We start from the raw sequence: 14,327 nt of genomic DNA, 5'->3' as shown, positions 1-14,327 counted from the left end.
ACCTTTAGCGTGGATTGCCTTACTTTGCAAACGACTTGCATTCGCATGGAAGCCACGTCTTGTTCATCCAGATCGCAAACATTCTGACGGCGGCCGACCTCAGGCTCGCCGATACCGTGTACGCGCAGGCCGACGCCTTCGAGAGCGGCGCGCGCACGGCCGGGCGCATTGCCCGCGCCGTCAAGAACAACGAGCAGGCCAAACCCTCGGGGCTTGCCGCCGACCTGACGGCGCTGATCGAGAAGCGCCTGCTCAAGAACGAGGTCTTCCGCGCCGCCGCACAGCCGGGCAGCATCATCCGCACCCTGCTCTCGCGCTACACGGCCGGCATGGGCTATGGCCTGCACGTGGACGACGCCTTTATTGGGGGCCGCCGCGCCGACCTTTCCTTCACGCTCTTTCTCGCGCCGCCGGAGAGCTATGAAGGCGGCGAACTCGTGGTCGAGGAACTGGCGGGCGAGCGCCTGATCAAGCTCGAGGCGGGCGCGCTGGTGCTCTACCCGTCGGCGACGCTGCACCGGGTCGCCGAGGTGACCAAGGGCGAACGCCGCGCCGCCGTCGGCTGGATCCGCAGCCGCGTCCGCAGCGCCGAGGACCGCGAAACGCTGTTCGATGTGGCGCTGGCGCTACGTCAGGCCGAGGCAGCCGGAAACCGGGCGCTGACGGACCGGCTTTTGAAGATCCAGGGCGCGCTGCTGCGCCGCTGGGGCGAGGAATGAAGGACGGACCCCGCCAATCTTGCATTGCGGGACGAGCCGCCTATGCTGCCTCGCAATATCCGACCGGCAGCAGGAGCCGAGCCATGACGATCCAGACCCGTATCGGCGAAACAAATCCGCAGGGCGGTGCCCTCTCCGCGCGCACCAACCCCGACCAGACCCGTCACGACTGGACGCGCGAAGAGCTACAGGCGCTTTTCGACCTGCCCTTCAACGACCTGATGTTCGAGGCGCAACTCGTCCATCGGCGCTGGTTCAAGGCCGACGAAGTGCAGATGTCGACGCTCTTGTCGATCAAGACCGGCGGCTGCCCGGAAGATTGCGGCTATTGCGCGCAAAGCGCCAAGTTCGAGACCGGGCTCAAGGCGTCGAAGCTGATGGAAGTCGAGCGGGTGCTGGCCGAAGCGCGCCGGGCGAAGGACGCCGGTGCGACGCGCTATTGCATGGGTGCGGCGTGGCGCGAGCCCAAGGACCGCGACATGGACATGGTCTGCGCGATGGTCGAGGGCATCAAGGACATGGGCATGGAAACCTGCATGACGCTCGGCATGTTGTCGGGCCAGCAGGTGCACCGTCTCGCGCAATCGGGCCTCGACTACTACAACCACAATATCGACACCTCGGAAGAATATTATCCGAAAGTCATCAGTACACGGACCTATCAGGACCGGCTCGACACGCTGGAGCGGGTGCGCAATGCGGGCATCAATGTCTGTTCGGGCGGGATCGTCGGCATGGGCGAAAGCCCGTCGGACCGTATCGGCATGCTGATGACGCTCGCCAATCTCGAAGAGCATCCGCAAAGCGTGCCGATCAACATGCTGATGCCGGTGGAAGGCACGCCGCTGGGGATGAGCGAAAAGGTCGATCCGATCGATTTCGTGCGGCTGATCGCGGTGGCGCGTATCGCCATGCCGAAATCGGTGGTGCGCCTCTCGGCGGGGCGCGAGCACATGTCGGAGGAAACGCAGGCGCTCTGTTTCCTCGCCGGTGCGAACTCCATTTTCATCGGCGAAAAACTTCTGACGACGAAGAACCCCGAAGCCGACAAGGATGCGAAGCTTTTCGCCAAGCTCGGCATCAAGTCGATGCCGGCGCATAGCTGCCCGTCGGAGAAGTGACGGCCCCGCCCTTGTCCGTCCCGCCCGCCAACCCGCTTGTCAACGATCCGCCGGCATGGCTTGTCGAGGGCGCGCCGCATTTGTGGCTGCCCTATACGCAGATGCAGACGACGCCGATGGCGCTGCCGGTGGTCAAGACCGAAGGCGTGCGTCTGACGCTCGCGGACGGGCGCGAGCTCATCGACGGCACATCGTCCTGGTGGACGGCGGCGCATGGCTATAATCATCCGCATATTCGCGAAGCCGTGACGGCGCAGCTTCAAAAGATGCCGCATGTGATGCTGGGCGGGCTCGCGCATGAACAGGCCTGCCGTCTGGCGACGCGGCTTTCGGATTTGCTGCCCGGCGATCTCGGCCATGTGTTCTTTTCGGAATCGGGTTCGGTCTCGGTCGAGATCGCGATGAAGATGGCCGTGCAATACTGGATCAACAACGGAAAGACGGGCCGCACGCGGTTTGTGGCCTTCAAGGGCGGCTATCACGGCGACACGCTGGCCACCATGTCGGTTTGCGATCCCGACGAGGGCATGCACACGCTTTTCAAGGGCGCGATTGCCGAACAGCTCATCGCCGAACTGCCGACCGACGACGAGAAGGCCGCGGCGCTCGACGCGTTTCTCGGCGCGCATGGCCATCGGGTCGCCGCCGTTCTCACCGAACCGCTGGTGCAGGGCGCGGGCGGCATGCGCTTTCACGACGCCGAAACGCTGCGCCGGTTGCGGAGATTGTGCGACAAACACGATCTGCTGCTGATCCATGACGAGATATTCGTCGGCTTCGGGCGCACCGGCACGATGTTCGCCTGCGAAGCGGCCGGCATCGTGCCCGACATCGTGACGCTGTCGAAGGCGCTGACCGGTGGCACCATGGCGCTGGCGGCAACGATTGCGCGCGCGCCGGTGTTCGAGGCGTTTCTCGGCGAAGACGGCGGCCGCGCGCTGATGCACGGGCCGACCTATACCGGCAATGCGCTGGCCTGCGCGGCGGCCAATGCGTCGCTCGATCTTTTCGAGCGCGAGCCGCGGCTTGCGCAGGTCGCGGCCATCGCCGGCCAGCTTGAGCGCGAGCTGGCGCCGGCCCGCAATCTGCCGGGCGTCCGGGATGTGCGCGTGAAAGGCGCCATCGGCGTCATCGAGCTTGAGCGGATGGGCGATCTCAACGCCATCAAGCGGCGCTTTATCGAGGAGGGGGTTTTCATCCGCCCCTTCGGCAATATCGTCTACACGACGCCGCCGCTGACGATCGGCACGGCGGATCTCGGCCGGCTGACGGCGGCGATGCTCAAGGTGACGGCAGAAATCGCCGCCGCATGAGGCGCGCTGTGGCGGCATAACCACATTTTCTAGCGTGAACCCGCTTTTTCACTTCAATATATTGAGCCGAAATGGGTCAACCGGTACTCTCGACCGGGGGCTGATTCGGCCTTTTCGATATTCGTTCACAACCGTGACGGTGGGTTCCGGCGCGCGCCAGCGCAAAGGACCGCGGCGGCAGCGTTATGTTCTTCAGAACCGCGCCACATCCCGGCGCGGTCGGGCACCGGGAATACGAAAGCCATGCACGTCATCGCATTCGCCTCGCAAAAAGGCGGCTCCGGCAAGACGACACTTGCCGGCCATATCGCGGTCGAAGCCGAACGCCAGGGCGCGGGGCCCGTGGCGCTGATCGACACCGATCCGCAAGGCAGCCTGTCGCAATGGTGGAATGCGCGCGAGGCGGAGCGGCCCTTTTTCGCCCGCGCCTCCAGTGCCGGGCTCGAAGCGGACCTTGCGACGCTGAAGGATGGCGGCGTCCGCCTCGTCATCATCGACACGCCGCCCGCCATCACCGCAACCATCGGCCATGTGATCGGCCTTGCCGATCTCGTCGTCATCCCGACGCGCCCCAGCCCCCACGACCTCAGGGCCGCCGGGGCGACGGTCCGGCTTTGCGAGGAAGTCGGCAAGCCGCTGGTTTTCGCGGTCAATGGCGCCAGCCCCCGGGCCCGCATCACCACCGAGGCCGTCATCGCGCTTTCCCAGCACGGCCCGGTCGCGCCCTCGATCCTGCATCAGCGCATCGACTTCGCCTCCAGCATGATCGACGGCCGCACCGTCATGGAAATCTCGTCCCAGACCAAATCGCCCGAAGAGGTCGGCGAGCTTTGGCGGTTCCTCGACGACCGGCTGAAAGGCCGCGAAACCGCGCCGCTCGCCACCGCCAGCTTTCTGACCGGCAGCCACGGCGCGCGCGATCTCCGGGGTGCCGCCTGATGTCGAAGAAACCTGCCTCATTGACGAGTGACCTGCTGGCGCGCAAGGGTGAGGCGGAGCCTTCCTCGGCCGACCCGGCGTCGCGCGTCACGCTCACCGGCGGCCGGCAGCCGGACTTCAGCGGTATCGGCCGTTCGGAGGGCCCGTCCCAGGGGCTTTATGCCCGCCCCGTCACGGAGAGGCCGGAGATGCACGGAATGGACGAGGAGGAGCGGCCCCGCCCGCCCGAGCCCGAAATCATCTACACGCCGGAGGATTACGACACCGGCAGCCGGACGCGGCTGATCGCCGGCGCCTTTATCGGCCTGGCGCTGCTTGGCGGCGTCATCGTTGCGATGTCGCTCAACGATGGCGGCGACGTGGCGCCGCTTTCGTCCGAAATCATTGCCCCGCCCGCCGCAACGCCGTCGGAGCCGGCGCCGTCCGAAACGATGCAGGCCGCCGCGCCGGCGCCCACGCCGGAACCCGAGCCCGAAGTCGCCGCCGCGCCCGAAGAGGCGGCACCGGCGACCGAAGCGGAAGCCACCGCGCCCGAGGCCGCAACACCGGAAATCGAAACCGCCGAAGCCGAAGCCGCGCCCGAAGCGCTTGTGCCGGAACCGGCGCCCGCCCCCGCAACGCCTGCGCCCGCCGCAACCGCGACAGCACCCGCCACAACCGCGACAGCACCCGCCACCGGCGGCACCTTCGTGGTGCAGTTGGCGGCGGTGCGCGAGGAAGCGGCGGCAGGCCCCGCCTACAAGGCCCTGCAGGACAAGCACAGTGCCATTCTCGGCGGCCACGCGCTCGACGTGGAACGCGCCGATCTCGGCGACAAGGGTATTTTCTATCGTGTCCGCGCCGCCGGTTTCGACAGCAAGGCGGCGGCGACCACGGCCTGCGGCAAGCTCAAGGCCGCCGGTCAGGACTGTCTCGTTCGCGCGCGCTGAGGCTTTCCGTTACCGCCCGGCCCATGTAGGTTCCCGCCAAACGCAATCTGGAAAGGCGGGAACGAGATGGTCGAGGCAGTGATCTGGGATTTCGGGGGCGTGCTGACGACGAGCCCGTTCGAGGCCTTCGCGCGCTACGAGCGCGAGCGCGGACTGCCGAAGGATCTCATCCGTTCGATCAACGCAACCAATCCCGACAGCAATGCCTGGGCGTTGTTCGAGCGCAGCGAATGCACGCTCGACGAATTCGACCGCCTGTTCGCGGCGGAGGCCGAGGTGCTCGGTCACCAGGTGCCGGGCCGCGACATCATCGAACTTCTGTCGGGCGACATCCGGCCTGAAATGGTCGAGGCGCTGAAGCGCTGCAAGGCGCGGGCGAAAGTCGGCTGCATCACCAACAATGTTTCGGCGGGCGAGGGCGCCGGCATGGCGCGCAGCCACGACAAGGCCGCCGCCGTGCAAGGCGTCATGTCGCTGTTCGACCATGTGATCGAAAGCTCGAAGGTCGGCATCCGCAAGCCCGATCCGCGCATCTACGAAATGGCCTGCGAGGCGCTCGGCGTTTCCGCTGCGGCAAGCGTCTATCTCGACGATCTCGGTATCAACCTGAAGCCCGCAAGGGCGCTCGGCATGACGACGATCAAGGTCGTGACGCCCGAACAGGCGCTGAAGGAACTCGAGGCCGCGGTCGGTTTTCCGGTCGCCTGAGCTTGAGCGGTCGCGCCAAAGAAGCCTAAGCTTCCCGAAAAGAACAACGGGAGGAGAAGCCATGCTCAGGCCCAAGGCGCAGGCGATCGATCTCGGCGGCAAGCCGGATCTGAAAGACCCCGATCTCTATATGCGCGACGACCATCACGAGGTGTTTCGCAAATTGCGCGCGCAAGAGCCCGTGTACTGGAACCCGGAAGCGGATGCGTCGGGCTTCTGGGGCATCACGCGCTACGCCGATATCGAGGCGATCTCGAAAAACCCGAAGCTCTTTTCCTCGGCCAAGGCGAATGGCGGGCACCGGATTTTCAACGAGAACGATATCGACGGCAACGAAACCGACGCCTCGATGATTTCGATGGACCCGCCGGAACATGCCGGCTACCGGCGCATGGTGACGCCGGGCTTCGTGCCCAAACGCATCACCGGCATGGAAGACCGCATTCGCGAACGCGTGACGCGCCTGCTCGACAATCTGCCGAAGACCGGCGAGGCCGAATTCATCTCGGCGGTCGCAGCCGCGCTCCCCATCGAGGTGCTGGCCGAACTTTTCGGCGTGCCGCAAAGCGACGGCGCGAAGCTCTTCGAATGGTCGAATGCGACCGTCGGCGAGGACGACCCCGAACTTCGGGTCTCCGACGAATATATGCGCCAATGCGTGCTCGAAATGGCGGGCTATGCGGCCGGGCTCTGGCAGCAGCGTCTTGAAAAGCCGGGCGAGGACCTGATCTCGATGCTGGCGCATTCGAAGCCGGGCGGCGAGGCGATGAATTTCCCGACCTATATCGGCACCTTCATTCTGCTGGTCGTCGCCGGCAACGAGACGACGCGCAATTCGATTTCGGGCGGGCTGCTGGCCTTGTCGCAAAACCCGCAAGAGCGGCAGAAGCTTCTCGACGACCCGTCGCTGATCCCGAGCGCGGTGCAGGAAATCGTGCGCTGGGTGAGCCCCGTCCTGCATATGCGGCGCACCGCGACCGCGGACACCGAAATTCGCGGACAGCGGATCAGGAAGGGCGACAAGGTGGTGATGTGGTATGCGTCCGCCAATCGCGACGAGGAAGCCTTCGACGATCCCTACCGCTTCGACGTGACGCGCTACACGAAGCCCGATGTGCCGATGCAGCTCGGCTTCGGCGCCGGCCAGCATTTCTGTCTCGGTTCGCGGCTCGCCGAATTGCAGCTCAAGGTTCTGTTCGAGGAGTTGCTGAAGCGCTTCCCCGACATCCATGTCTCGGGGCCGGTTCGCCGGCTGCGTTCGAATTTCATTTCGGGCATCAAGGAAATGCCGGTCCGCTACACGCCCGAACGCTGACGCCGGAACCTTGCAAACAAAAAGAGCCGCCGGTCGCCCGGCGGCTCTTTCTATTTTCAGGCCGTTTCAGGCCCGCGCGGTTCAGTGAACCGGCGCATTCTTCATTTTCGCGACGGGCCGCGAGCGCGGGAACAGCATTTCCAGCGTCACCGCAAGCGCCGGCAGCACGGTCACCGCCATGACCATGTTGACCATGAACATGAAGGAGAGCAGCAAGCCCATGTCGGCCTGGAATTTCAGGTCCGAGAAGGCCCATGTCGACACGCCCACCGCCAGCGTCAGCGCGGTGAAGAAGGTCGCCATGCCGGCTTCCAGCAGCGACTGGCGGAAAGCGTCGGAGATGTTGAGGCCTTCGCCCAGGTAGTAGGGCACGCGGTTGTAGATGTAGTAGGCGTAGTCGACGCCGATGCCCACCGCGAGCACCATCACCGGCAGCGTGGCGACGGTGAGGCCGATCTGCAGCATCTCCATGAACCAGTAGCCGAAGAAGGTGCCGAAGGTCAGCGGCAGACAACACGCGATGACGGCGCGCCAGTCGCGATAGGTCAGCGCCACCAGCGCGATGATGACCGCGTAGACCCACATGATCATCGGCAGTTCGGTTTCGGTGATCTCCTGGTTGACGGCCGCCTGCACGCCCATGTTGCCGGAGGCGAGACGGATCGTGACGCCTTCCATCTCATGGGTGTTGCGGAACTGCTCGATGGCGGCGATCGCGGCCTTGATCGTCGTCGCCTTGGAGTCGCGCAGATAGAAGTAGTGCGGCAGGATCGTGCAGGTCTGATTATAAAGCGCGGAGGCGCCCGGCACCGTGTTCGAGGCCTGCGCCAGCGCCGGCCGGTTGCGCGGAATGTCCTTCCACTTCAGGTTGCCTTCGTTCCAACCGGCGGCCGATCCCTTGATCGCGAAAGGCAGCGATACGACAAGCGTGATATCGGGCACGTTCTGCATGTGCCAGGAGAAGCGGTTGAGGAACTCGACGTAGGGGTATTGCACGCAAGCATCCGGCGGCGTCTCGACAACGGCGATCAGCACGTTGAGGCCGAGTGCATAGGAGTTGGCGATCTCGGTCGAGTCGACATTGTAGCGCGCGTCGGGGCGAAGCTCCGGGGCACCGGCGTGAAGCGCGCCGACATGACGGTTCATCGCCTGGCTGACGGCGATCACAAAGAGCACGGTCGCGCCGGCGAGCAGCAGCGGCGCCACCTTGCGATTGGCGACGAAGCCCAGCGAGGTCATGATTTTCAGGCGCACGGCGCGCGAGCGCTGGACGCGGTGAACGAAATTGTCGTCGAACTTCAGATAGCTGACCAGCAGCGGCAGCATCACGAGGTTGGTCGCAACTTTCAGGATAACGCCGATCGAGGCCGTGATCGCCAGTTCGCGGATCATCGGCACCGGGATCAGGTAAAGCGTCGCGAAACTGACCAGCGTCGTGATCAGCGCCATCGAGCCCGGAATGAAGAGCCGCGAGAAAGCAGTGCGCGCGGCGGTTTCGGCATCGGCGCCATTACTGATTTCGGCGGTGACGACGTTGATCTGCTGCACGCCGTGACTGACGCCGATGGCAAAGACCAGGAACGGCACCAGCACCGCCAGCGGATCGAGGCCGTAGCCGAGGAAATTCAGCAGGCCGAATTGCCAGACGACCGAGGTCAGCGAGGCGAAAAGCGTCGCGCCGGTGAGCAGCACCGAGCGGGAATAGAGATAAACGGCCAGCGCCGTCAGCACGAAGGCGACGAAAAAGAACACCACGACGGTGCCGGCGCCGTCGGCGATGTCGCCGATCAGCTTGGCAAAGCCGATGATGCGGATGGTGTGGTCTTCGTCTTCGTATTTCTGGCGGATCTGGGCTTCGAGCTTGGCGGCGAGATCGAAGTAATCGAGACGCGCCTGCGTCGAGGGGTCGTAGTCCTGCAGCTCGGCAACAACCATCGCGGAATGGAAATCGTCGGCGACGAGACGGCCGACAAAGCCGCCGCGAATGACGTTGTTCTGGATGTTCATCAGGTTCTGCTCGGTCATCGAATCGGCGGTGACCTTGCCGGAAATGACGTCGTCGGCGCTAATGCCTTCCTCGGTAATTTCGATGTAGCGGGTATTGGGCGTCCAGAGCGAGGTCACGGTGTGGCGCGCCACGCCGGGCAGGAAGAAGATGTCGTCGGTCAGATCCTTGTAGACCTTGAAAAATTCCTTGGTCCAGATCGTGCCCTGATTGGCCTCCATCACCACGATGATGCGGTTGGAGCCGAAAAGCTGCTCGCGATATTCCTGGAAGGTCTGGATGTATTCGTGGCCGATGGGGAGCTGCTTGTCGAAGCCGGCATCCATGCGCAGTTGCGTCGCATAGAAGCCCGTCACGACCGTAAATCCGAGAAGCCCGGCCAGAATGATGAAACGCAGGCCGAAGACGACATTCTCAAGTAACTTAATCATGGACTTTACCCATCGCTCCCCTTGCCGCGGACCGCGCATTGCGGCCGACGGCGTCGTTGCAAATCCCCGCCTGCCGGATCGCCGGACAAGCACTTGTGCCGGCCACGCGCGCGCCCATTGATGCGGCGGCGTCGACCGGCCTTTTTTCGTCCCGGAGGTTTGCCGCCGCCCGCGCATGTCGCGCCGGGCGCAGCACTGGCGGCTTCACTGGAGCCGCCCCTCCCGAATAGTCAGTGCTCGCGGGCTCAACCCTCTCGGGCAGGGCGCAAGCGCATCGTCGTTCGGGGTATGCCCCCTCCCAGGATGCCTTTCTCTTGTGGCGGTGCGCGATCTGTCCCCCGCGCGCCCGTCCGGAACGGTCATCTTTCGTGACCTAAGCAAATAGCACAATTTCGGACGTTTTGTATCGTTACGGAGTCGTTATCCGCGAAATTTAGGCGGGCACGGTTAATCCCGTGTCACTAAAGTTGACACGGGCGTCATTTTTTCCTTGACCGCGGGGGCGGGCACCCTAATCTGGGCGGCAATCAGACAAGACGGACCCTGCGGACGCGCGAGCGCCGCAATAACCCGTCGCAATTTGCATGTTGCCGGAAACATCTCTTTCCGGCCGTCATTCCGGAGGACCCGATGACCGAGATTCGGCAGATCACCAAAGACAATGCCTATGACGCCGTCGCGCCCGACGATTTTCCGGCGATGATGGAAGTCGAGCGCTATGGCCAGCGCTCCACCGCCTTCGACAAGATCATTTCGGCGACCCACGATCATTTCTGGGATCCGCTCGACAAGAAGTACATCGATTTCTCGGAGCCCTTCGACTACGAGAACATCATGATCATGCCGGAAGAGATGATTCCGGAATTCCGCCTGCCCTGCTTCCAGAACCTGTCGGAAAAAGACAAGGTCCGCTTCGCCAACGAAACGGCGCGCTGGTCCTTGTCGGCGATCCTGCACGGCGAACAGGGCGCGCTGAACCTGTCGGCCTCGCTCTGCCACATTCTCCGCGATCCGGGCGCGCAGGAATATGCCGCCAACCAGACGCGCGAAGAAGCCCGCCACGTGACGGCCTTCGCGAAATACGTCCAGGCGCGCTGGGGCAAGCCGCTTCCTTGCGGCCAGACGCTGGCGACGCTCCTGACCGACATCGTCCGCGCGCCGGAGGTCTACAAGAAGATCGTCGGCATGCAGATGCTGGTCGAAGGCCTCGCGATGGGCGCCTTCGCGACGCTTTATGCGCGCTCCAACGATCCGCTGCTCGTCAAGCTGACGCAGCTCGTGATGACCGACGAAGCCTTCCACCACAAGTTCGGCAAGATCTGGGCCGACCGCACGATCCCGAACCTGTCGGAAGAAGAGCAGAACATCATCGAGGACTGGGCGGCCGAGTGCTTCCAGACGCTGCTGTTCAACCTCGTGAACCCCGAGCAGAAGCAGATCATCTATGGCGATTTCGGCCTCGACTGGCAGCAGGTCCAGCTTGAGATGCTCGAAGCCTTCGGCGACGAAGACCGCCGCGAGCAGATGAAGGAAGGCACCAACATCTTCCGCGTGCTCATCAAGACGCTCCTGAAGGCCGGCATCATCACCGACCGCACCAAGGCCTTCTATGCGACCTATGTCGACATGGACGAGCTGAAGGGCGAAGGCGACCGCATGGTCGGCGACGACATTGCCGAGGACGGCATCCGTTACCTCCAGAAGATCAACTTCGGCGCCAATGTCGACGCGCTGAAGGAAGTGACGATTTCGGCGGCCGAGTAAGTCCGCCGTTGCGTGAGCAGGTCCGGTTCCCCTCAATCCGGACCTGAAGAAGCGATCCCCCGCACAGACTGGGCGGCTCCACACCGGAGCCGCCCTTTTTATTGTTGGATGCAATGGCCAGCGCGCAAAAAAGCCGGGCGCAGATTTCTCCGGCCCGGCTCTTTCGTTGCGGCTGTTGCCTCAGTGCTTGCGCTTCGGCAGCTCGACCATCATCTGTTCATAGCCCTTCACGAAGGGCGAAAGCACGCGGGTCGGCTCCGCGAGAACGCGGATCGGCTCGTCGGGCCAGCGCTTCAGGATTTCTTCCCAGACGATGCGCAGCTGCATCTCGGCCAGGCGGTTGCCGACGCAGCGGTGAATGCCGAAGCCGAAAGAGAGATGCTGGCGGGCGCGTTCGCGGTCGATGACGAGCTGGTTCGGATTGGAAATCACATCCTCGTCGCGGTTGCCCGAGACGTACCACATCGCAACCTTGTCGCCCTTTTTGATCTGCTTGCCGCCAAGCTCGATGTCCTGAAGCGCGGTGCGGCGCATATGCGCCAGCGGCGTCTGCCAGCGGATGATCTCGGCCACCATGTTCGGGATCAGCGACGGGTTCGCCTGCAGCTTCCGGTACTGCTCCGGAAACTTGTTGAGCGCATAGAGGCCGCCCGTGATCGAGTTGCGCGTCGTGTCGTTGCCGCCGACGATCAGCAGGATCAGGTTGCCGAGATATTCCATCTTGTCCATGTTGCGCGTCGATTCGCCGTGCGCCAGCATCGAGATCAGGTCGTTGCCCGGCTCGCGCGCATTGACGCGTTCGTTCCAGAGACCGATGAAATAGTCGGCGCATTCGAAAAGCTCTGCGCGGCGCGCTTCCTCGGATTCGATGATGCCGGATTCTTCCGACGCGGTCGCAACGTCCGACCAGCGCGTCAGCTTGCGGCGATCCTCGAAGGGAAAGTCGAACAGCGTGGCGAGCATCTGCGTCGTCAGTTCGATCGAGATGCGATCGACCCAGTCGACGGGTTGCTCGGTATCCATCTCGTCGAGCAGTTTGCCGGCGCGTTCGCGGATCGTGCTTTCGAGCTTGGCGAGATTGGCCGGCGCGACGATCGGGCTCACCACCTTGCGCTGGTCGTCGTGCTTGGGGGGATCCATCGCAATGAACATCGGCAGCTTGAAGTCCTCGTCCTGGTCGCGCAGCGTTATTCCGCCCTCGGACGAAAACACCTGATGGTTGGTGTCGACCGCCATGATGTCGTTGTATTTCGTCACCGACCAGTAAGGCCCGAACTCCTCGTTCGTCGCGCAGTAATGCACCGGCGCTTCCTTGCGGAGCCGTTCGAAGTAGGGCCACATCGTGTCGGTCTTGAAGAAATGCCCCTGGCCGACATTGATCTCTTCGAGCGGTATCGAATAGGCGTGCTCGCGCGCTTCGTCGATTTCGTATTTTCTCGCTGCGTCGCTCATCGGTGTCCTCCCGGGCGCTTCATGTTCCGTTACAGCAAGAATACGCCGGATACGCGGACCTGTCATACGCAAAATGACGCAGGCGTCATTTTGCGTAGCCGGTTTTGCCGGAGGGAAAAGGCCGGTTTCAGGCGCCGAAACGCTGGCGGGCGGCCAGCGCCAGACCGGTCGCCACCGAGGTCAGTTCGCCACCGCCGGCAAGCTTTTCAGGCCCGAAACGGTCGGAAAAAAGCCGCCGGACCGCCGGGATGAAGGCGGAACCCCCGGTCAGGAAGACCCGGTCCACCTGCGCCGGCGCGATGCCCGTTTCCTCGAGCAGCCGGACGACACAGGCCTCGATCTCGGCCAGTTCCGGGGCGATCCAGCGGTCGAAATCGGCGCGCGCGATTTCGGCGTCGATCGTCACCGGCCCGGTCTCGAAGCCGAGACGCACCGCGTCCGCGTCCGACAACGCGACCTTCGCCGCCTCGACGGCGCGGTAGAGCGCAAAGCCGCGCTCACCGGCGATCAGGCTCAAGAGCCCCGCGACCTCGGCCGGCGCTTCGGCGGTCTGTGAAATTTCCTCCAGCATGCGCCGCGTCTTGCCGGTGTTGATCATGCTCAACTGATGCCAGCGTTTCATCGTGTCGTAGAGCCAGGACGGCACCGGCAGCGTCTTGCCGCCGCTCGCATAGGAGGTGCCCTTGCCGAGGCGCGGCGCGACCGCGTGCTCGACGATGCGCGCATCGAAGGCGTCGCCCGCAATGCCGACGCCCGAAACGCCGACAATGGTTTCGCCGCGATCCTTCAGCCCGCGCAGGCCCGGCCCCACATGCAGCAGGCAGAAATCGCTGGTGCCGCCGCCGAAATCGCCGATCAGCACAAGCTCGTCGCGCACAAGAGATGCCTCGTATGCATAGGCCGCCGCGACCGGCTCGAATTCGAAATGCACCTGCGGAATGCGCACGCCCGCCAGCGCTCCGCGCAGGCGCGACACGGCGAGATCGTCGTGGCCGGTGTCTGGCGTACCGAGACTGTTGCGCACGAAGCGCGCCGGGCGTCCGACCACCACCGGGCCGGTCAGCATCGCCTGCGCCAGCGCGCCGGCTTCCTCCGTCGCATCGACCAGCCGCGCGACAACGAAGCCGACGAGATTTTCGAGCGTGAAGCGGCTGCCGAAAATGCTGGTCGCGGTGAAGGTCGGATTGGCGAGCCAGGACTTGATCGACTGGATCAGCCGGCCGTCTGCGCCGGTCATCAGGTAGGCGTCCATCGCGGCCGGGCCGGCAAAGGCATGCGGGCGGCCGTTCGGATCGCGTTCCTCGTCGTCGAAATAGAGGATCGAGCGGAAGGTGGGGAGCGTCTCCTCCCCGTGGCGGACGGGCACAAGCCGCGCCGCGCCGTGTTCGGGAGCGACCGCCAACGCGCTGTTGGTCGTCCCGAAGTCGAGTCCGATGAACATGGGCCACCTCGTATCCGTCTGACCCCGGCAAGGGGCCACGGCAATACATCTGAGGAAAATCGGGGTTGCGTTCGGGGTTTCCGGGGGCGAAAGGGCCGCGAGGAATACAGGCCCGGCGCGGGCTTGTCGAGTCCGGCGCCGCGCCGCCGCCTCATGCGCAAAATGACGCAGGCGTCACTTTTGGATTGTT

Annotated in this window: 11 protein-coding genes; 8 read left to right on the top strand and 3 right to left on the bottom strand. The window is 64.1% G+C overall.

Going from position 1 to position 14,327, the window contains the following annotated elements; translation table 11 throughout:
* Positions 1-59 precede the first annotated feature (59 nt).
* From KF719_RS10885 to KF719_RS10855, 7 genes are all read left to right on the top strand, one after another.
* The gene (locus KF719_RS10885) at positions 60-719 is read left to right on the top strand and encodes a Fe2+-dependent dioxygenase (protein WP_293508740.1); all 660 of its coding nucleotides are present in this window, start codon (positions 60-62) and stop codon (positions 717-719) included.
* An 83-nt stretch (positions 720-802) separates the two neighbouring features.
* Positions 803-1,840, top strand: coding sequence for a biotin synthase BioB (gene bioB / locus KF719_RS10880; protein WP_293508739.1), 1,038 nt, complete (start codon positions 803-805; stop codon positions 1,838-1,840).
* Positions 1,841-1,851: 11 nt separating this feature from the next.
* Positions 1,852-3,153 carry an adenosylmethionine--8-amino-7-oxononanoate transaminase gene (locus KF719_RS10875; protein ID WP_293508738.1) on the top strand — a complete coding sequence of 434 codons (1,302 nt, stop codon included), beginning with the start codon at positions 1,852-1,854 and terminating at the stop codon, positions 3,151-3,153.
* Between the two features lie 243 nt (positions 3,154-3,396).
* A complete protein-coding gene (locus KF719_RS10870) occupies positions 3,397-4,092 on the top strand; it encodes a ParA family protein (RefSeq protein ID WP_293508737.1) in 696 nt (231 codons plus the stop codon).
* Complete coding sequence (locus KF719_RS10865; protein WP_293508736.1) at positions 4,092-5,021, top strand: SPOR domain-containing protein; 930 nt, start codon at positions 4,092-4,094, stop codon at positions 5,019-5,021. Before KF719_RS10870 ends, KF719_RS10865 begins: the two co-directional genes overlap by 1 nt.
* A 66-nt stretch (positions 5,022-5,087) precedes the next feature.
* Positions 5,088-5,729: an HAD-IA family hydrolase gene (locus KF719_RS10860; protein ID WP_293508735.1), complete on the top strand. Its 642-nt coding sequence runs from the start codon at positions 5,088-5,090 to the stop codon at positions 5,727-5,729.
* A gap of 61 nt (positions 5,730-5,790) precedes the next feature.
* Positions 5,791-7,044, top strand: coding sequence for a cytochrome P450 (locus tag KF719_RS10855; protein ID WP_293508734.1), 1,254 nt, complete (start codon positions 5,791-5,793; stop codon positions 7,042-7,044).
* Between the two features lie 81 nt (positions 7,045-7,125).
* Here the strand turns inward: KF719_RS10855 and KF719_RS10850 are convergent, their stop codons facing one another.
* Complete coding sequence (locus KF719_RS10850; RefSeq protein ID WP_293508733.1) at positions 7,126-9,480, bottom strand: MMPL family transporter; 2,355 nt, start codon at positions 9,478-9,480, stop codon at positions 7,126-7,128.
* A 630-nt stretch (positions 9,481-10,110) separates the two neighbouring features.
* On the opposite strand from KF719_RS10850, the gene KF719_RS10845 reads away from it, so the two are divergent.
* Positions 10,111-11,244: a ferritin-like domain-containing protein gene (locus KF719_RS10845; protein ID WP_293508732.1), complete on the top strand. Its 1,134-nt coding sequence runs from the start codon at positions 10,111-10,113 to the stop codon at positions 11,242-11,244.
* A 180-nt stretch (positions 11,245-11,424) separates the two neighbouring features.
* Here KF719_RS10845 and KF719_RS10840 read toward each other — a convergent pair whose 3' ends face one another.
* Positions 11,425-12,696, bottom strand: coding sequence for a cytochrome P450 (locus KF719_RS10840; protein WP_293508731.1), 1,272 nt, complete (start codon positions 12,694-12,696; stop codon positions 11,425-11,427).
* Positions 12,697-12,823: 127 nt separating this feature from the next.
* Positions 12,824-14,137 carry an Hsp70 family protein gene (locus tag KF719_RS10835; RefSeq protein WP_293508730.1) on the bottom strand — a complete coding sequence of 438 codons (1,314 nt, stop codon included), beginning with the start codon at positions 14,135-14,137 and terminating at the stop codon, positions 12,824-12,826.
* Between the last annotated feature and the right edge of the window lie 190 nt (positions 14,138-14,327).

This window comes from Parvibaculum sp. (genome assembly GCF_019635935.1).
Taxonomy (GTDB): Bacteria; Pseudomonadota; Alphaproteobacteria; order Parvibaculales; family Parvibaculaceae; genus Parvibaculum.
The sequence above is the reverse complement of the archived record's forward strand: the minus strand, read 5'-3'. Positions and strand labels throughout refer to the sequence as shown.

Bases quoted from the DNA above. Each gene is read 5' to 3' on its own strand.
- KF719_RS10855 (WP_293508734.1), top strand. From the start codon at position 5,791: ATGCTCAGGCCCAAGGCGCAGGCGATCGATCTCGGCGGCAAGCCGGAT.
- KF719_RS10865 (WP_293508736.1), top strand. From the start codon at position 4,092: ATGTCGAAGAAACCTGCCTCATTGACGAGTGACCTGCTGGCGCGCAAG.
- KF719_RS10835 (WP_293508730.1), bottom strand. From the start codon at position 14,137: ATGTTCATCGGACTCGACTTCGGGACGACCAACAGCGCGTTGGCGGTC.
- KF719_RS10850 (WP_293508733.1), bottom strand. From the start codon at position 9,480: ATGATTAAGTTACTTGAGAATGTCGTCTTCGGCCTGCGTTTCATCATT.
- KF719_RS10845 (WP_293508732.1), top strand. From the start codon at position 10,111: ATGACCGAGATTCGGCAGATCACCAAAGACAATGCCTATGACGCCGTC.
- KF719_RS10870 (WP_293508737.1), top strand. From the start codon at position 3,397: ATGCACGTCATCGCATTCGCCTCGCAAAAAGGCGGCTCCGGCAAGACG.
- KF719_RS10860 (WP_293508735.1), top strand. From the start codon at position 5,088: ATGGTCGAGGCAGTGATCTGGGATTTCGGGGGCGTGCTGACGACGAGC.
- KF719_RS10840 (WP_293508731.1), bottom strand. From the start codon at position 12,696: ATGAGCGACGCAGCGAGAAAATACGAAATCGACGAAGCGCGCGAGCAC.
- bioB (WP_293508739.1), top strand. From the start codon at position 803: ATGACGATCCAGACCCGTATCGGCGAAACAAATCCGCAGGGCGGTGCC.